This window comes from Streptomyces sp. NBC_00237 (assembly GCF_026342435.1).
Taxonomy (GTDB): Bacteria; Actinomycetota; Actinomycetes; order Streptomycetales; family Streptomycetaceae; genus Streptomyces.
Map to the genome: position 1 here is coordinate 2344878 of NZ_JAPEMT010000002.1, position 17493 is coordinate 2362370.

The window sequence follows — 17493 nt, forward strand, 5'->3', positions numbered from 1 at the left end:
GGTGCCGGTACCTATCGGGCCTCTCGGACGTAGAGGGAATCCTGGAGCGGGTCGTTCATGACGCCGAAGGCGGGCGGGATCGGCTCGTTGGCGAGGTAGAGGCGTTCCGCTATCCGGCGGGGCAGCGGAAGGTGTTCGAACTGGCCGTGGACCATGCGGTCCGGGCTCATCGGCTGGGCGAGGAACCGGGAGACCGTGGCGATCTGGAACGCCTCGCGGCCGTGCGAGACGAGGATGACGATCTCGGTGATCTTGCGGGAGCCGTCGGCCATGCGGCTGAGCTGGACGATCACGTCGACGGCGGAGTTGATCTGGTCCTTCAGGGCCTCGTAGGGGATCTCCACCTCGGACATCGAGCCAAGGGTCTGGAGCCGCATCAGGGCGTCTTCGGCGCTGTTGGAGTGGACAGTGGCGAGGGAGCCGTCGTGGCCGGTGGACATGGCCTGGAGCATGTCGAGGGTCTCGCCGCCTCGGACCTCACCGACGATGATGCGGTCGGGGCGCATGCGCAGGGAGTTGCGGACGAGGTCGCGGATGGTGATGCGGCCCTTGCCCTCGACGTTCGGGGGGCGGGTTTCGAGGCGGATGACGTGGGCCTGCTGGAGCTGGAGCTCGGCGGCGTCCTCAACGGTGATGATGCGCTCGTGCTCGGGGATGAGGCCGGAGAGCGCGTTGAGGAGGGTCGTTTTCCCGGAACCCGTACCCCCCGCGACGATCAGGTTGAAGCGGGCGCGGACGAATGCTGACAGCAGCATCAGCATCTGGTGGTCGAGCGTGCCGAGGGCGATGAGTTCGTCGAGACGGTACGACTTCGGGAAGCGCCGGATGGTGAGGGTGGGGCCCGTGAGGGAGAGCGGGGGGATGATCACGTTGACGCGCTCGCCGGAGGGGAGGCGGGCGTCGACCATCGGATTGGACTCGTCGACACGGCGGTTGACCGTGGAGACGATGCGCTCGATGGTCTGCATCAACTGCTCGGTCGACGCGAAGCGCATGGGGAGCTGCTCGACGCGTCCGGCGCGCTCGACGAAGATCGAGTCGGGGCCGTTGACCATGATTTCGGTGATGGAGGCGTCTTCGAGGAGCGGTTCGAGGACGCCGAGACCGAGGGCTTCGTCGACGACGCGGCGGATGAGCTGGGAGCGCTCGGAAGTGGAGAGGACCGGGCCCTCGCGGCTGATGATGTGGCCGAGCACGCGCTCCAGGCGGGCCCGTCGCTCGGCTGCCGCCAGCGAGGACATCTCCGCGAGGTCGATCTCTTCGAGCAGTTTCGCCCGGTAGGTGGCGACCAGGTGGCCGTCCTCCCGCCCCCCGCCGTGGTCCTCGGGGGCGGCGATGCGTTGCCGCAGGCTCATGGGGCTGCTCCTTGGTGGGGTGGGGCTGTGGTGCGGACCGGCGGGGTGCCGGGCATCGGGATCGTGGTCAGCGGTCGCTGTCGGCGGGCATGGAGGCGGGGCGGGAGACGGAGCCGAGGTCGAAGATCGGGATGAGTGCGGGTATCTGGACGGTGGCGGTGACGGTGACGATGTCCTCGCCCTGCTGGGCGAAGGTGGTGCCGTCCGCCAGCCAGCCGCTGATCGCCGCCCGGCCCGCCGCCTCGCCCTGGCCCCGGAACTCCTTCTGGGACTCGGTACGGGCTGCCGCGCGGGCGGCCGTGCTGGCCTGCTGGGCCGCGTAACCGACGATCCCGAGCTGGATCACGGCGACGGCGACGACCAGCAGGATCGGGAGGAAGCCCGCGAATTCGAGGGCCGTGACGCCCTGGTCGCGGTCAGGGCCGGTGACGCGCTGCCGTAACAGGGGGACGTACTGCTGATGCTTCCTGAGCTGTCTGGAGGTCCTGGGCTTCCTGGGCTCCACGCGTTTCCCGGCGGGCATGTCACTCGCCTCCTTCGAGGGCCGCGCCCGCTTCGCCTTCGACATTGGCGATGTTGCCCACGCCGGGGAAGAGGATCGGGGTTTCGAGTCGGATGGTGGCCTTGTAGACGCTGCCTTCCGCGACGCAGCCCGGGTCCATTCCGCCCTGCCAGGCGGCCGGGACGTTCTTGCGTGCGGCGGCCTGGCAGGCGGCGACGCCGTCGCCGCCCTCCGCGTACGCGGCGGTACCCGCGCGGGCACCCTCGTCTGCGGCGTTGCCCGCGATCGAGTACGTGTAGCCGAGTACCGCGCCCTGCCACATCAGTGCCACGACGAAGAGGATCAGCGGGAGCATTCCGGCGAGTTCGACGCTCACCGCACCTTTGTCGCCCTTGGCCTTGCGGCTCTTGAGCCCGATGGAGCCTCGGTCGCCCTTCATCCGGCCGCCCCGGCCGCCCGAGGCCGGTTCCGGGGTCTTCACGATGCCCAGTTCTCCGGCGAGCGCCCACAGGGCCTGCTTGACCGTGCTGCGGCTGTCGAGGTCCTGGAGGCGGCCCGCGTCGGCGGCGGACTGGAGTTCCTTGTAGTTCGACGGAACGGCGCTGCGGGCGACCTTGGTTCCGGTGATCTTCTCGACGAGGGGCGGCTGGATCTCGGAGCTGCGGTTGTGTCGGTTGACGACCGTGGTGGTCTCCTCCGCCTTGCGGATCTGTAGGCGGTCCCAGAGGCGGACCATGCGCTTGGCGGCGCGTACGGCGATGACGTCGGGGGTGACGACCAGAAGGGCCTGGTCGGCCATCTCGACGGCGGCGGCGTTGGCGCTGTTCATCTGCGTGCCGCAGTCGACGACGACGACCTCGTAGCGGTGGCGGAGGGCGCTGACGACCTGGCGTGCGACCCGGTCGGTGACCTCTTCGCCGCGCTCCCCCTCGGCGGGCGCGAGGAGGAGGCCGATGCCGGTGGCGTGGGTGTAGACGGCGTCCTGGAGGACGCGGGGCGAGATGTCGGAGATCCCGGCGAGGTCGACGATCGAGCGCCGGAACTGGACGTCCAGGTAGGAGGCGACGTCGCCGGACTGGAGATCGAGGTCGACCAGGGCGACGGACTTGCCGGAGGCACAGGAGGCGAGGGCGAGTTGGACGGCGACGAGGGTGGCACCCATGCCGCCCTTGGCTCCGGCGACGGTGACGACGGTGCCGCCAGGGCCGGAGAAGGCATCGGATCCGGCCCCGAGGTGGCGTCGTACGCCGGTGGACCATGCGGCGGCGCTGAGGACGCGCCCAGCCATCTCCTCGTAACTGAGCGGCAGGCCGATCATGCCTCGGGCACCCGAGTCCATGGCGGCGGTGAAGAGCTGGGGGCTGGTGTCGGCGGAGATCAGGACGACGCCGACCGCCGGGAACCGGAGGGCGACCTCACGGATCAGTTCCAGGGCCGGGACGGGACCGATGCGCTCGTGCACCAGGACGACTTCCGGCAGCTCGTCGAGGGACTCGCCCGCGAGGCGGGCGAGGATGTCGAGGAGCGAGGTGGAGTCGGGAGCCGGGGAGGCGGGCTCGGCGTCGGGGAGCTGGGAGAGGAGCGTGATGACGGCGCGGGCGGCGTCGGGGTCGCCCACGGCGGGGAGGATACGCGTTGTCATGCGGGTGTCCTCACGTGTACAGGGTGGGCGGGGTCCGGCGCGGACGCGGGAGGGGCAGGGTCCAGCACGGCCGGGCGCACGGACGCGGGACGGACAGGGCTCGGACGGAGCGGGGTCGGCTTCGGCGGTGCGCCGGAGTCACGGAGACCGTCCTGCGTGCCCACCCTTCCCTCCGCTCTCGGCTCCTCTCGGACAAGGGGCGTCCAGCTCTCCCCCGAGGGACAACCCCTGTGCCGCAGAAGAGCGGGCAGAGGCAGCGGGATTCCGCGTCGCCTCAGCCGTAGCGCTCGACGGGCGGGCATTACTTGTCCCCGGGAAGGGTGTAAGTGCGGTCGCGCGGGGTGATGTTGGGGTCACTGCCGTCCGCCACGCGGGCAAGCCGCACATGCTCCGCAAAGGACTCCGCGTACGCCACTCGCTGGGCATCGAGCGTGTTCAGCGCGAAGGTGATCGGGACCGCGTCCTTGACACCCCGGCTGCGGTCGTCCCGGTTGGGTTCCAGGGCGGTGATCTTGCCTACGTCCAGAACACGCGCACCGGCCACGATCACACGTGACTGGTCGGCCTCCGTCTTGTCCTTGCCCGCGAAGGTCGCGTAGATGTTCACCCGCGACCCCGGTGTGATCTTGCCTGCCACGCCCGTCGCCGCGTCGATCATGATGGCGATCTCCTGCTCCCCGGCGGCGAGTTCGGGCTTCTTCACCAGCATGTCCGTCTGGAGCAGGGAGCCCTCCTTGAGCTGCGTGACGGCGATCTTGCCGCGGATCTCGGAGATGTCGGTGATCGCGTTGTCCGAGAGCCAGCGCTTGGGCATCGCGATGCGCTCGAACTGCGCCGCGTTCAGGGCCTTGTACGGCGCGACGTCCGCCTTCAGCCGGTAAGCGGCGACCTCCGGGCCGACCTTGGAGTTCACGTCGCGGATCACCGACAGCACTCCGACGAACGCGCCGATGGCGCACAGGACGGAAAGGAGCAGCAGGATGATGCCGCGGCGCTGACGTGAGTTCATGGCGCGAGCTACCTCGATCGATCGGATACGTCGGAACCGGAACTGAGCGAGCAACGTGCGATGTGCGACTTACGACGAGCGGTGAGGCTGAGGGGGCCTGGGGCCGGGCACCGGTCAGGCCCGGTTGAGGTCTAGGTCGAGCCTCTGCTCAGCGCGGCCACCGCATGCCCCTCCACCGGAGCCACCGGTGCCGAACAGAAGCCGCAGCGGTCCCCTATCAGCTGGACCCCGCACCAGTGGCACTGCTCGATGCGCACCGAGGAGACGAGCTGGTAGAGGACGGAGACGTCCGGCAGGAAGGCGGCGAACTCGACCATCTTCGGCGTGCCCCACCAGCCGGGTGACGCGGACGGGAGTTCGACCTCCTGGGTGCCCTGGACCTGCCAGGCGGGGGCCAGGGTGTCCGTGACCCAGGCGGCGGCGGAGGGCGACAACTGGCCTGCCGCGATCGCGAGTTGTGTGCCGAACTCCGGGCCTGCGAGCTTCTCCTCGCCGCCGACTCTGATCAACTGGGGCTCGGGATTGGCCAGTACGGCGAACTGCGTGCCCGGCATCCACGACTTCGCGTGCGACTTCAGGCTGACCGGGATGCGGTCGAGCTTGGTCACGGAGTTCAGGAGCGCGCCCGCGTACACGTAGTGCGAGAGCAGGCGGGCGGCCGAGGCGACGACGCCCGCGCTGAAGTCGCAGACCGAGAGCTGGCGGAGCTGGCGGGCGAGGACCGCGATGCCGAGGGGCGGCAGGTCCAGCTTGAGGAGCGCGATGCGGTCGGTCTCCAGGACGGAGCGGACCGCGTGGAGGCGGTGCTCGTGGGCCGGAGGGAGGGAGGAGGGGTAGAGGGCGACGAGGTGGCCGTGCCGCTCCAGGAGGATGTTCGTCTCGGCGAGGGCCACGTCCAGGGACTGGCTGCCGGGGGGCTGGAGGACGGCGGCGCTGGGGGTCTGCCGGTCGGTCGGCGGCAGCACCAGGTCTGCACCGGTCACGGCTATCGCTGTCGGCACGTTGCTGTCCCCGCTCCCCGTTGCCCGCCCGGACCCGTACTCGCGCTCGTGCTCGTACTCGTTCCTGTTTTACGTTCTGCTTCGCGCTTGCTCACGCATGGTGCGATCACTCGTCACCACACGTGGTGCACCTGCACTTTAGCCACGTCATTCGTGGCAGAGAACAGCTTCCAGAGATCCCGTATGCCTCTCAACTCACCCTTTTTACGGACGAGTTGATCTTGTTCGGGGGGAATTCGCGCTCCGTTTCCTCCGAACGAGTGAACGCGACCCCATGTCACTGGAGTACTACCGCTTGTGATCATGCGTTCCGCTTGACGGTCCCGGGAGACGGTTTCGGGCCATTCTTCGGCGCGACGGCGGGAAGCCGCCCACAATGGGCGTAGAGATCCACTTGACATCCGAAATGGCCTGAACCAATTTGGTCAGCTTGGCTTGATTGCCCTGGTTCCCTGAATTGCCCCGGTTCCCTTGATTGCCCCGGTTCCGACGATTACTTCCGACTGGAGACAGTACGTGCGCAACGCATCCCGCACCCGTCGCTTCACCCTCGGCACGGCCGCGGCCGTACTCGCCGCCGGGATGCTGGGAGCCTGCACGTCGGAAGGGGAGCCGGAGGACGGCCGGGAGACGGCGAAGGAAACTCCGGCCGCCGCCGCGAAGAAGCCAGTCCCGGCGCCCGCGCGTACCGCGCTCGGTGCCCCGCAGGTTCCCGAGCACGCCCTCACCGGGTACTGGCAGAACTTCAAGAACGGCGCGGCGATCGAGAAGCTGAGCGACGTCTCGGACGCGTACGACATCATCGCCGTCTCCTTCGCCGACCTGGCGGACGAACCGGGCGAGGTCGGCTTCCAGCTGAACATGGACGCGATCAAGGGGTACTCGGTCGCCCAGTTCAAGGCCGACATCAAGGCGAAGCAGCGGGCGGGCAAGTCGGTGATCATCTCGGTCGGCGGCGAGCACGGCAAGGTCGAGGTCGACGACGGCGCGAGTGCGAAGCGGTTCACGGACTCCGTGCACAAGCTGATGACCGAGTACGGCTTCGACGGTGTGGACATCGATCTGGAGAACGGCGGGGTCAGCGCGGAGTACATGACGCGGTCCCTGAAGGCGCTGCGCGAGAAGGTCGGTCCGAAGCTGGTCGTGTCCATGGCTCCGCAGACCAAGGACATGCAGTCCGTGGACAGTGACTACTTCAAGACCGCGCTCAACATCAAGGACTTCCTGACGGTCGTGAACACCCAGTTCTACAACTCGGGGTCGATGAAGGGCTGCGACGGCAAGGTCTACCAGCAGGGGACCGTCGACTTCCTCACCGCGCAGGCGTGCATCCAGCTGGAGAGCGGGCTGCACCCGTCACAGGTGGGGCTCGGGCTGCCCACCAACAAGCGGAACAAGGACGCGGGGTACGTGGAGCCGGAGGTCGTGAACCAGGCTCTGGACTGCCTGACCAAGGGCACGAGCTGCGGGAAGTTCAAGCCCGCGAAGACGTATCCGGGGCTGCGCGGGGCGATGGTGTGGTCGACGAACTGGGACGCGACGGATGGGCATGCGTGGTCGAAGGCGGTGGGGGCGAAGGTGAGGGCGCTCCCGTAGACGCTCAGGGTTGAACGGGTGCCGCCTCAGCTTCCCTCGCCCCCTAGGGCGGCGGGGCAGGCAGGGCGAGCGGGCAGGCGGGGCAGGCAGGGCGAGCGGGCAGGCGGGGCAGGCAAGCAAGGGTCCGGGCCGTGTTTCGACGCCGTCCGGACCCTTGCCCGTAGCCCGGAACCTACTTCGTGAAGAGGTCGACGACCTGGCGGATGCAGAGGACCACGAAGAGCAGCCCGCCCAGCGCCAGCATGACGTTGCTCAGCCAGCCGTTGCGCCACGTCGCGGGTGTGCGCGAGGAGTTGAGGAGCGCGATCAGGGTCAGCGCGAGGAACGGCATGAAGAACGCGCCGAGCACCCCGTACACCACCACCAGGCCGAACGGCTGGTCCAGGAAGAGCAGCCCGATCGGCGGGAAGGTCAGCCACAGCAGGTACGCCCGGAAGGGGAGGGACTTCTCGCGCTTGCCCGCCGCGACCTCCTCGACCATCCCGACCACCGGCTGCCCGGTCTTCCGCTCCCGCTGGAACCGCTCCACGAAGTCCGCGAACATCAGGCTCACCCCGTGCCACACGCCCACCAGCGCGCCGAAGGAGGTGGCGAAGAAGCCGATCAGGAAGAGCTTCGCGGTGACGGCCCCGAACTTGGCCTCCAGCACCCCGCCCAGGTCGACCAGACCCTTGTCGCCCTTGCCGAGCGCCACGCCCGACGAGTGCAGCAGCTCCGCACCGATGATCAGCATGGCGACGACGAAGATGCCGGTCGTGATGTACGCGACGCGGTTGTCGAGCCGCATCACCTTCATCCAGCTCGCGTCGGTCCAGCCCTTGGAGTTCACCCAGTACCCGTACGCGGCCATGGTGATGGTGCCGCCGACGCCGCCGATCAGGCCGAGCGTGTAGAAGAGCGAGCCGTCCGGGAGGGCGGGGACCAGGCCCTTGACCGCGTTGCCGAGGTCGGGGGCCACGCGGATGGCCACGTACACGACGACCAGGAACTTCAGGCCGATCACGACGGTCATGAACTTCTCGAAGACCCGGTACCGGTTGAACCACACGAAGGCGAGCCCGAGGAGTCCGCACAGGACCGCCCAGAACTTCATGTCCGGGCCGTTCGGCATGAGCGCGGCGAGCGGCAGCGCGGAGGACGACATCGCGGTCGCGCCGTAGACGAAGCCCCAGATGACGACGTAGACGCCGAAGTAGACGGTGGTCCACTGGCCGAGGCTGCGCCAGCCCTCGAAGAGGGTCTTGCCGGTGGCGAGGTGCCAGCGGCCGGTCGCCTCGGCGAGCGAGATCTTGACGACGCAGCCGATGATCGCCGCCCACAGCAGGGTGTACCCGAACTGGCTGCCCGCGATGAGCGTCGCGACGAGGTCGCCCGCGCCGACGCCGGTCGCGGCCACGACGATGCCCGGGCCGATGTACTTCCAACTCGCCTTGCGCAGGGCGGGCTCGGCGAGTTCCGGTGTCACTCCGCCGCCGCTCTTCTTCCCCGGATTCCCCGGAACGCCTGAAGTGCTGTCTGACATGGTGTTTCCCTTGCCTCCCGTTGTCCCCCCACGGTGATGTGGATCACCGTGGAGGGAGGGGACGGGCGGGCGCAAGGGGCGGGCGCGGATCGTCTCCGGATCGCAGCCGTACGGCGAAACCTCGGGCTCGGTGGCCGCAGCTCCTCCCCGGTACTCGGCCAGCACATCGGCACGCCCCTGGCGGGCCTGCTCGGCGTCGCCGGGGGCGCGACCGTGCGTCGCTGGGGTCAGCGTCGGCGCCAGGGCTTGTCGGGGATGCGTACCTGGGGTTCGGTGCCGAGAAAGTCGACGAGGACGGGCCGGGGCAGACCGCCGGTGCGCAGTTCCATGCGGCCGAGTCTGCCGCTGGCGTCGACCCAGTACGTCACCGGTGAGGTGGCCGCCTGAGGAGCTTTCCGGCCCTGGGGGCGGGGGCCGGAGAAGAGAGTGTGCGAGCGTCCGCCCAGGGTCCGTTCGCCCAGTCGGCGTGTTCCGGACTGGGCGAGGAGCTGGGGGTTGTCGGGCCGGTTGACACCCAGGGCCATGAGGACCTTCAGGGCGGTGTCCAGCGGGTCCTGGGCGTAGCCACGGGGTGTCCAGGCACGCGCGGGAAGCTGGGCGGCCACCCGGGTGACCTGGGCGGCCGTGTCGTCGGCGGGAGGCTTGTGCAGGGACACCGAGAGTCCGGTGGTGTCCCAGGCGATCAGCCCGCGCTGCGCCGGGCGGCCCGCGGTGTAGGTGCCGACCGCGCGATGGGTCCTGTAGTCGATCACGCCCTTGACGATCACGGAGTCGGCTCCGTCGTCGATGGTCGCGGTGATGCGGGCCGGGCTCGACTCGTAGGCGAGGAAGCGGGCCACGGCGAGCCGCTCGGCCTCCTGGGTCGTCACCGGCCGGGGGGCGTCCGGGTCTTCGGCGTTCGTGCCGAGGAGGACCGCGCCGGTGGCCAGCAGCGAGGTGGCGGCGACGGCGGCGAGCACGGCCGTACGGCGGGTCGGGGTGCGGGGGGTGCGGGGCATCGGGGTCTGCCTTTCGTGTCCGTCACGGGACAGGGCGACGGGCGACGCCCTCCGGTGATCCGGAGGGCGCCGCCCGTTTCCCGTGTCCGTCACAGGGCCACTATGGGTGTGGTCACTTTCCCTTCTTGCCGGACTCGCCGGGCTTGTTGGTCAACGTCACCGTGATGCCCTGGGTGGCGTTGTTCTTGGTCAGGGTGTAGGGGCCGGACACCGGCTTCGTCGGCATCAGGTAGCCCTCGGGCACGGCGGTCTCCCGCAGGTAGTACGCGCCGAGCGGGAGCTTGCCGAAGGTGCAGACGCCCTGCCTGTCGGTGGCACAGGCCGGGTTGACGCGGGTGTCGGGGCGTGCCCCGGTGACCTGCAGGCCCGGGGTGCCGTTGGTCTCGCGCCAGGTCTGGAAGACCGCGCCGGACAGGACCCGGCCGCTCTTCGCGTCCTTCTTCAGGACGGTGATCTTCCCGACGGGAGTGGGCACGGGAGGCTCCACCTCGTCCGGCGGGACGATGACGACCTTGGCCTTGCACTGCTCCTCGGGCGGGAAGGTCGGATCGCTCGCGGGGCAGTTGTACAGGTTCTCCTGGTGCTCCAGCGTGTTGGGCATCTCCGCGGTGGCGCCCTTGGGGAGGTCCTTCAGCGCGTCCTTGCGCACCGTGACGGAGAAGCGGATGACGGCCTTCTGCTTCACGGGCAGCTTGCCGAGCCACTTGAGGACGCCGTTCTCGTAGGAGACGGTGCCGGGGCCCTCGACGACCTTGATGTCGTTGTTGTAGTCGGCGTACTTGAGGATGTGCTGGATCGGGTCGATGACCGCGTCCATGTTCGGGTCACCGGGCACGTCCGCGGTGCCGGTGTTGCGCACCGTCCAGGTGTAGGTCACCTTCTCGCCGGGCTTGACCCGCGGCTTGTCGACCGACTTCGAGGCGTCGACGTAGGGCACCCTGGCTCGGTTCTCGCAGTCCTCATCCTCCGGGTCGCAGATGGGGGGAACGATGGTGCCGCCCTCGTCGTCGTAGGCGCGGATCACCTCCGGCTTCTTCTCCGTGTCGACCTTGGTCTCGGACACCAGCTTGTTGTTGACGAGCTGGTTGCCGAAGTTGCGGCGGTTGGCGGTGATGGAGTAGGTGAACTTCGCCGTCTCACCCTGCTTCAGGTCGCCGGTCCAGCGCAGGCCCTTGCCCGCCTCGAAGGCCAGCGTGCCGGTGCCCTGGGTGATCTTGTGGTCGTTGTTGTAGGCGGCGTCGTCGAAGACGTCGATCATGTCGTCGAAGACGATGGCCGGCCAGGCGCCGACGAGGTCGACCGCACCGACGTTGGTGATGATGATCTCGTACGGGTACTTCTGGCCCGGGCGGATCAGGCCGGTGGGGCGGCCGATCTTGGTCAGCTGGAAGTACGCGATCGGGACGCGGGTGGCGCAGACCGGGTCGGTGGAGCCGGTGTCGCAGTTGGAGTCGGCCAGGTGGATCCGGTTGTCCAGGATCATGTCGCCGGCGGGCCTGCGGGGGGCCCGGACCTGGTAGGTGAGGGTCACCTTCTTGCCCTGGAGCAGCGGCCCGGTCCAGGTGAGCTTCTGGGCCGTGGCGTCGAAGACGGGGACCGCGACGGGCTGGCCGTCGATGGTGGCCTTCGGGGAGCCCGTGACGAAGCTGCTGGCGTCGAGCACCTTGGACAGGTCGTCGGTGATGACGGCCGGGTTGCGGTCGGTGCCGGGGTTCTCGGCCACGACGGTGTAGGTCACCACCATGCCGTCGACGGCGGCCTTCTTGTCGACGCTCTTCCTGATGATGAGGGGCGTCTTCTTGGTGAAGCCGAAGTCGTAGGTGTGGTTGTTGTGCCCGCCGTCGCCGGTGGTGATCGCGTGCTCGGCGAACGTACCGCCGGCAGCAACCTTGCCGTCGCTGTCGATGTGGTCGTTGGTGCCCGCGTCGGCGCGGGTGGGCTTCGCGCCCTCCAGCGGACCGCCCGCGGCGTAGTCCTCCGCCTTGTCGAGCTTGATCGTGTACTTGCTGCGGTGGCTGACGCCGCCGGTGACGTTGGAGGCGTCGAAGTAGTACTCGCCGCGCGCGCTGGTCTTGGTGGTCCCGGCGAGCGAGCCGTCCTCCTTGTAGAGGTTGACGGTCACCCCGGCGACAGGAGCCTCGTCGGGGTCCTGGATGCCGTTGTTGTTGGTGTCGTCCCAGACGCGGTTGCCGATCTGGATCGGTGCCTCGTCGCACATCACCTCGATGTCGGCCATGCCCGCGGCCTTGCCGAAGGATTCGTGCAGGAGCAGGCCGTCCCTGGTCATGTCGCTCTGACCGGTGGTGCGGTTCACCCAGGCGGTGCCGTTGGTGTAGTCGTCACCGGTCGGGTCGATCGCGGAGGTGGCGATGGTGTCCTCGACCCGCGACAGGGCCAGCCCGCCGTAGAACGCCTCCTGGTGGTAGGCGAGCCGCTGGTCACCGGGGTAGAACTCCTTGACGCTGGTGTCCCCACCGTTGTCGCGCCCGCTGGCGTTGTTGGTGCAGCCGCCGTTGCCGTCCATGACGAACTTGCCGTCCGCGCCGGGGCAGGCCCGGTTGATGTCACCGCCGGAGGCGGTGGTGATCAGCCTGGGCGCGCCCTCGTCCTGGGCGACCTTGATGCCGCCCTGCATGGCGAAGCGGTCCCGGAAGCCCAGCACCAGGTCGCCGTTGTCCTCGAAGAGGATGTCGGAGAGCAGCGGCTGCGGGTAGCTGACCCAGGCGCCGTTGCAGGTGGCGCCCTCCTGGTTGAAGCGGTAGCGGTCGGCCCAGGGGAACCAGCCCTTGCCCTTGCAGGCGGCGATGGTCATGCCGGTACCGCGCGGGAAGTCGAGCTTCTGGTCCATCACGATGCCGGTGAACGTGCCGCTGTCCGGGTTGAAGTCGTGGATGACGGCCCGCATGTCCGCCTTGCTGTCGGTGGACTGGCCGGAGCACACCCCGCCGATCAGCATCCTGCCGTCCCGGATGCCGATGGCGAACGGGCGCCAGTCGTCGGCGGAGGGGCAGTTGGGGTTGGGGATGTCGTACGACGCCTTGGGCGCGCTCGCGGTCTTCTGCGTGGCGTCGTAGCGGTAGAGCTTCTTGTCGTTCGCGTTGATGACCCAGAGGTCCTTGCCGTCCTCGCTCACCTCGACGTCGCCCAGCGACTCCTTGGCGACGGCCGGCATGAAGCCCGCGTCCTGGTTCTGCGCGATGGACTGCTTGTGCACGGTCGTCCCCGCGTTCGGGACGGTCGTGAACTGCGAGAGCGCGTTCGTGTTCCGGTCGTACAGGTAGATCGCGCCGGGTCCGCCGGGCCCGTAGTTGGCGCCCCGCTGCGCGACCGCGCCGGAGAACACCCACCTCTTGGACTTGCTGTAGCCGATGCCGTACAGCGCACCGGTCTCGGCCTTGGTGGTCCACTTGTCCACTTCGGCGTTGCGGTCGTTCTTGTCGCTGCCTCGGGTGTTGTACGCGAAGGAGACCAGCGTCTTCTTCGTGGCCGCGTCGATGCCGCCCTCCACGTCGCTCCGGACGCAGGCGGTCACCAGCGGGGCGTTCTTCTGGCAGTACTCGTCGGGGTTCCAGAAGCCCGTGGTGTACTCGACGTTCTTGGCACCGGAGACGTCGACGAACTCCTCGTTGCTGCTGAGCTTGTCCGGCGCGCCGGTCAGGCCCTCCTTGGCGGCGAAGGCCGGATGGAAGACCTTCGCGTTGGGGTTGAGGACCTCCACCCGGTACTTCCCGCCGGTCAACGGCGAGGTCGCGGGGTCGAGCGTGACGGTGCCGTCGTCGCCCGTGGTGCCGGTGATCGAACGGCCACCGGCGTCCGTGAGCTTGACCTCGACCTTCGGCATCCCGCGTTCCAGTACCCGGTTCCAGGTGCCGTCCGCGTTGTAGTCCCGGATGACGCGCACCTTCACGCTGCCGTCACCGGGTTCGGCCGCGTTGCCCGTGGAGGCGTGCGCCGGTGCACCCGCGGAGAGTCCGGCTCCCGCCACCAGGGCGGCCGAGACTCCCCAGGCCATGACCTTGTTGGGAGGGTAGAGGTGCCTCTCGGCCCTCCCCCGAGTCCGCTCCTCGGAGCGGCATCTGCGCTGCTTCAACGTCTTCCTTCCCTGACTTCCAGAGAGAACGACCAAGCCGACGGGCATGATCGGGAAGCAACATCCGTTCCCGCTGTCCCTTGACGCCAGCGCGACATGCCCGAAACCACTGGAGCGGAGTAGGCATTTCATACGACTGGAAGAGGGTCTCGCCCCACCGGGTCATCGGTGGGCGGCACGGCGCCGGATTCCGTACCGGTGGGGAGCGCTCCCCTAACGGCCCACCCTGGTGGCGGCGCCGGCGTCGGCAGGGCTAGCTGTCAGCTGTGGCGACGTGTCCGCGCCACGGTCGGCATCAGGAAGAAGCACCGGGAGTTCATGTGGCACGAGCACGCAGGATCAGCAGACTCGGCGCGGTCGCAGTCGTACCGGTCCTGGCCGTGTTCTTCGGGACCCTCCTGCCCGGCGTGTCGGCGGCAGCGGCTGACACGGCGGCGGTTTCCGACGGCAGCCCCCGGCCCTCCTGCACGGCGGACACGGGGCCGTACCAGTGGCAGCTGGAGAAGCGGCTGAAGCTCAAGGAGGACGGACTGATGTCCGAGGAGGACTGCCGGGCCTTCCGCACGCTGCAGAAGCGACTGGGCATCACACCCGCCAACGGCTATCCGGACGTCAAGACCTACCGCCTCCTGCTCGTCGACGACGTGAAGAAGAACCCCAACGCCCGGAAGAAGTGCCCCGAACACCGGCCCCGCGTCACCTGCATCGATCTGTCGCGGCAGATCCTGTGGGTCCAGCAGGGCAAGAAGGTCGTCTTCGGCCCCGTGCCCGTGCGCACCGGCCGCAAGGGGACGGAGACCCGTACGGGCTGGCAGCGGATCTACCAGAAGAACCGGACCTTCTTCTCCACCATCTACGACAACGCACCGATGCCGTACTCCCAGTTCTTCAACGGCGGCCAGGCTCTGCACGGCACGTACAAGGACCTGTTCGAGTCGGGCTCCGGCGGCTGCGTGAACATGTACGTCAAGGACGCCGAGCGGTTGTTCAAACTGCTCCGTATCGGTGACGCTCTCTACATCTACGGACGCAAGCCCGCCCGCGCGGCGCAGGACCGGTTCACGGCGGACGACGACCGTCTGATCGCCGAGGCGTTCGGCGGCGCCGGTATCCCCGTCACCTGGAGCCTCGACACCCCCCTGGGCTGAGCCCGCCGTGGAGCCAACCGGGCGGGGCAGACCCTAGAACAGGCTGTCGCCGAGTGAGCCCGTCGGCTCGGGGCCGGGCAACACGTACACCAGCGCGGAGGCCCGGTGCTGGATGAAGCGCGAGAGCGCGTCCTTCACGGCGAGGCGCTCCTGCACCCGTACGAAGAGGCGGGGATCGTTCATGCAGGCGAGGAAGAGCAAGCCTCTGTCCCGTGGCCCGTCGTCGTAGGTGTAGCCGCGGCGCAGCATCCGCGCCCCGCCGTCGAGCCGCGAGTGGGCCTGGCGTACATGGGCGTCGATCGGCAGGACGTAGCGGCCTTCCGGAGTCTTCTCGAAGAGGTTGACCTCGCGGTGCTCCTCCCGGTGGCCGAGGGGAGCGCCCTCGGCCAGCGTGCGCCCGACGACGGCTTCCTGACGGCGCGTCGGCAGTGCCGAGAACGTGGTGGTGTCCATGTGGATACGGCGCATGACGAGGTACGTGCCGTCCTTGTCCGGCCCGCTGCCCACCCACACCCACCGTTCGGCTTCCTCGGGCGTGGGGTTGACCGTGCCGTCCTTGAAACCGAAGAGGTTGCGCGGCGTCTCTCGTGCTCCGTGCGGCGGAAGGTGACCGTTCTGCGTCCACCTCGCGCGCAACGTGCCGTCGGCGAGGGCGGTCAGCGACCGCGCGGTCGCGGCCACTTCGGCGACTCCACCGCCGCAGATCTGCACCAGGAGGTCGCCACCGCTTCGCTCCGGTTGCAGCAGGTCGCCGGGGAAGGAAGGGAGTTCACGGAGGAGGGCGGGCTGACGCAGTCCGAGAAGGCCGGGGGTCCGGGGGCCGATCCCGACCGTCACCGTCACCCCGCCCGGCTGTCCCGCCGAGGGGCTGATCGTATCGGCGGGAGATGCGGCCGTACGGCTCAGGGCGGTCCAGGCGGCAAGCACCCGTCGCAGCCTGCGGGCGCCTGCCGGACCCCGTCGGCCGGGGTCCAGGTCGAAGCCCAGCACCGTGACGTGGGGTGGCTGTGCGCCGGTGATTCCGTGTTGCCGCCGCGTGGGGGACGAGGGGGCGGGGAGTTCGCTCCGCACCTGGGCCGACGGTGTCGCGCCGGCCCGTGCCGGGGGGCCCGGTTGCGTACCGGAGCATCCGGTCGTCAGGGCTGCCGCGGTGCCCATCAGCACGGCACGCCGAGCCGGGCCGCGTTCAGACGAAAACGAGGGCATTGAATTCCGCTGCTCCGGGAGAAAGGGAGGGGGAAGAGAGGAGGAAGGGCTGGAGAGAGGCAGTCGCGAAGGACGGTACACCTGCCCTCATGCACATCTCTGCAATTTCTCTTCGGCTCCGCCGATTTCGATCCGCCATCGGTCTCCTTCCCGTGATGCTCGCCCTGCTGGCAGGAGTCACGGCATGCGGGGAAACACCCTCGGTGCGGCCCGCTCCGGGCGCTGACGGGCATTCCGTCATTCGCGTTCCACAGAACGCTTCGTCAATTCAGGAGGCGGTCGATTCCGCTCGTCCGGGTGACTTGGTACTGGTCTCTTCGGGTGTATATCGCGAGAGTGTGGTGGTGAAGACCGACCAGGTCGTCCTGCGCGGCACCGACCGGAACAAGGTCGTCGTGGACGGAGAGTTCCGCCGAGGAAACGGCATTACGGTCACCGGCGCCCAGTCCGTCGTGGAGAACCTCACGGTCCGCAACCACTTGGTCAACGGTGTTCTCTTCACCGGCGTCACCGATACCCAGCTCCAGGCCCGCGGGGCGGGCGGGGCGGGGTACGACCCGCTGGACACCGCCAAGTTCCCGCCGCTGAAAGGGTTCCGGGCCTCCTATGTGACCGCGTACAACAACGCGTTGTACGGGATTTACGCATTCGACGCCCGAGAAGGCGTCATCGAGCACTCGTACGCGTCGGGCCACGCGGATTCCGGAATCTACGTCGGCCAGTGCCGTCCCTGCTCGACCGTCGTACGCCACAACAGCGTCGAGCACAACGCCGTGGGCCTGGAAGTCACCAACGCTTCGGAAAGTCTCCACCTTCTCGGAAACACCGTGCACGGGAACCGGGTGGGAATGACCCTCAACTCCAACGACCTCGAAGCGCTGGGCCCCCAGCACACCGCGGTCGTCGTGGGCAACCGGGTCACCGACAACAACGACGGAGCCGGACCGGAGCAGGCCGAGGGCGGCTACGGCATCGGGATCGGCGTGGGCGGTGGCTCACGCAACACCTTCGCGCGCAATCTGGTGACCGGGAACCGGGCCGCCGGGTTCCTGCTCCAGGACGTCCAGGGCTACCCGGTGCGCGACAACACCGTGCACGGCAACCGGGTCCGCGGCAACGGGGTCGACCTCGTCCTCGGTGCGGCGGGCGCGGGCGGGAACTGCTTCGCGGGCAACGCGGAACGTACCGTCAGCCCCGGCCGTACGGCCGGAACAGCCCGGTGCGGCAGCGGAGGGTACGCGCTCGCCGGCGGAGGGCGGGCGGCCGAGGTGGTCGCCCCGCCCGGTGTCTCCTTCCGGCGGGTGCTCCCGCCCCCCGCTCAGCCCCAGCGGCCCGGCACGGCGGACAGCGCACCCGTGCCGGCCAAGGGACTGCCCGGCACGGTGCGTGTCCAGGACTTCCCGCTGCCGGGCTGATGCTCAACG

General features: G+C 68.9%; 12 protein-coding genes. 3 read left to right on the forward strand and 9 right to left on the reverse strand.

From position 1 onward, the window contains the following. Positions 1-11 precede the first annotated feature (11 nt). From OG897_RS24150 to OG897_RS24170, 5 genes are all read right to left on the reverse strand, one after another. Positions 12-1355, reverse strand: a complete 1344-nt coding sequence (locus OG897_RS24150) for a CpaF family protein (protein WP_266659289.1) — start codon at positions 1353-1355, stop codon at positions 12-14. 67 nt (positions 1356-1422) lie between these two features. Next, positions 1423-1878 (reverse strand): TadE/TadG family type IV pilus assembly protein, encoded by a 456-nt coding sequence (locus OG897_RS24155; protein WP_266659290.1) that lies wholly within the window; start codon positions 1876-1878, stop codon positions 1423-1425. 1 nt (position 1879) lies between these two features. Further along, complete coding sequence (locus OG897_RS24160) at positions 1880-3499, reverse strand: AAA family ATPase (protein ID WP_266659291.1); 1620 nt, start codon at positions 3497-3499, stop codon at positions 1880-1882. A gap of 301 nt (positions 3500-3800) precedes the next feature. Beyond that, the gene (gene cpaB / locus OG897_RS24165) at positions 3801-4508 is read right to left on the reverse strand and encodes a Flp pilus assembly protein CpaB (protein ID WP_266659292.1); all 708 of its coding nucleotides are present in this window, start codon (positions 4506-4508) and stop codon (positions 3801-3803) included. A 131-nt stretch (positions 4509-4639) separates the two neighbouring features. Then, the gene (locus tag OG897_RS24170; protein WP_266659293.1) at positions 4640-5491 is read right to left on the reverse strand and encodes a hypothetical protein; all 852 of its coding nucleotides are present in this window, start codon (positions 5489-5491) and stop codon (positions 4640-4642) included. Between the two features lie 534 nt (positions 5492-6025). On the opposite strand from OG897_RS24170, the gene OG897_RS24175 reads away from it, so the two are divergent. Continuing rightward, positions 6026-7105, forward strand: coding sequence for a chitinase (locus OG897_RS24175; RefSeq protein WP_323188094.1), 1080 nt, complete (start codon positions 6026-6028; stop codon positions 7103-7105). Between the two features lie 172 nt (positions 7106-7277). Here OG897_RS24175 and OG897_RS24180 read toward each other — a convergent pair whose 3' ends face one another. The 3 genes from OG897_RS24180 to OG897_RS24190 all read right to left on the reverse strand — a co-directional run bounded on the left by OG897_RS24180 (position 7278) and on the right by OG897_RS24190 (position 13637). Continuing rightward, positions 7278-8627: an Nramp family divalent metal transporter gene (locus OG897_RS24180; protein WP_266659294.1), complete on the reverse strand. Its 1350-nt coding sequence runs from the start codon at positions 8625-8627 to the stop codon at positions 7278-7280. Positions 8628-8854: 227 nt separating this feature from the next. After that, positions 8855-9625 (reverse strand): hypothetical protein, encoded by a 771-nt coding sequence (locus tag OG897_RS24185; protein ID WP_266659295.1) that lies wholly within the window; start codon positions 9623-9625, stop codon positions 8855-8857. Positions 9626-9737: 112 nt separating this feature from the next. Further along, a complete protein-coding gene (locus tag OG897_RS24190; protein WP_266659296.1) occupies positions 9738-13637 on the reverse strand; it encodes an SdrD B-like domain-containing protein in 3900 nt (1299 codons plus the stop codon). 398 nt (positions 13638-14035) lie between these two features. Here OG897_RS24190 and OG897_RS24195 point away from each other — a divergent pair, with 398 nt between their 5' ends. Continuing rightward, positions 14036-14863, forward strand: coding sequence for a L,D-transpeptidase (locus OG897_RS24195; protein ID WP_266659297.1), 828 nt, complete (start codon positions 14036-14038; stop codon positions 14861-14863). Between the two features lie 33 nt (positions 14864-14896). Here the strand turns inward: OG897_RS24195 and OG897_RS24200 are convergent, their stop codons facing one another. Continuing rightward, on the reverse strand, positions 14897-15934 hold the full coding sequence (locus OG897_RS24200; protein WP_266659298.1) for a Dyp-type peroxidase: 1038 nt from the start codon (positions 15932-15934) through the stop codon (positions 14897-14899). A 479-nt stretch (positions 15935-16413) separates the two neighbouring features. Here OG897_RS24200 and OG897_RS24205 point away from each other — a divergent pair, with 479 nt between their 5' ends. Next, on the forward strand, positions 16414-17484 hold the full coding sequence (locus tag OG897_RS24205; protein ID WP_266659299.1) for a right-handed parallel beta-helix repeat-containing protein: 1071 nt from the start codon (positions 16414-16416) through the stop codon (positions 17482-17484). Positions 17485-17493 lie beyond the last annotated feature (9 nt).

Excerpts from the sequence above, each read along its gene's own strand:
- OG897_RS24150 (WP_266659289.1), bottom strand. The coding sequence starts at position 1,355 with ATGAGCCTGCGGCAACGCATCGCCGCCCCCGAGGACCACGGCGGGGGG.
- OG897_RS24155 (WP_266659290.1), bottom strand. The coding sequence starts at position 1,878 with ATGCCCGCCGGGAAACGCGTGGAGCCCAGGAAGCCCAGGACCTCCAGA.
- OG897_RS24160 (WP_266659291.1), bottom strand. The coding sequence starts at position 3,499 with ATGACAACGCGTATCCTCCCCGCCGTGGGCGACCCCGACGCCGCCCGC.
- cpaB (WP_266659292.1), bottom strand. The coding sequence starts at position 4,508 with ATGAACTCACGTCAGCGCCGCGGCATCATCCTGCTGCTCCTTTCCGTC.
- OG897_RS24180 (WP_266659294.1), bottom strand. The coding sequence starts at position 8,627 with ATGTCAGACAGCACTTCAGGCGTTCCGGGGAATCCGGGGAAGAAGAGC.
- OG897_RS24185 (WP_266659295.1), bottom strand. The coding sequence starts at position 9,625 with ATGCCCCGCACCCCCCGCACCCCGACCCGCCGTACGGCCGTGCTCGCC.
- OG897_RS24190 (WP_266659296.1), bottom strand. The coding sequence starts at position 13,637 with ATGGCCTGGGGAGTCTCGGCCGCCCTGGTGGCGGGAGCCGGACTCTCC.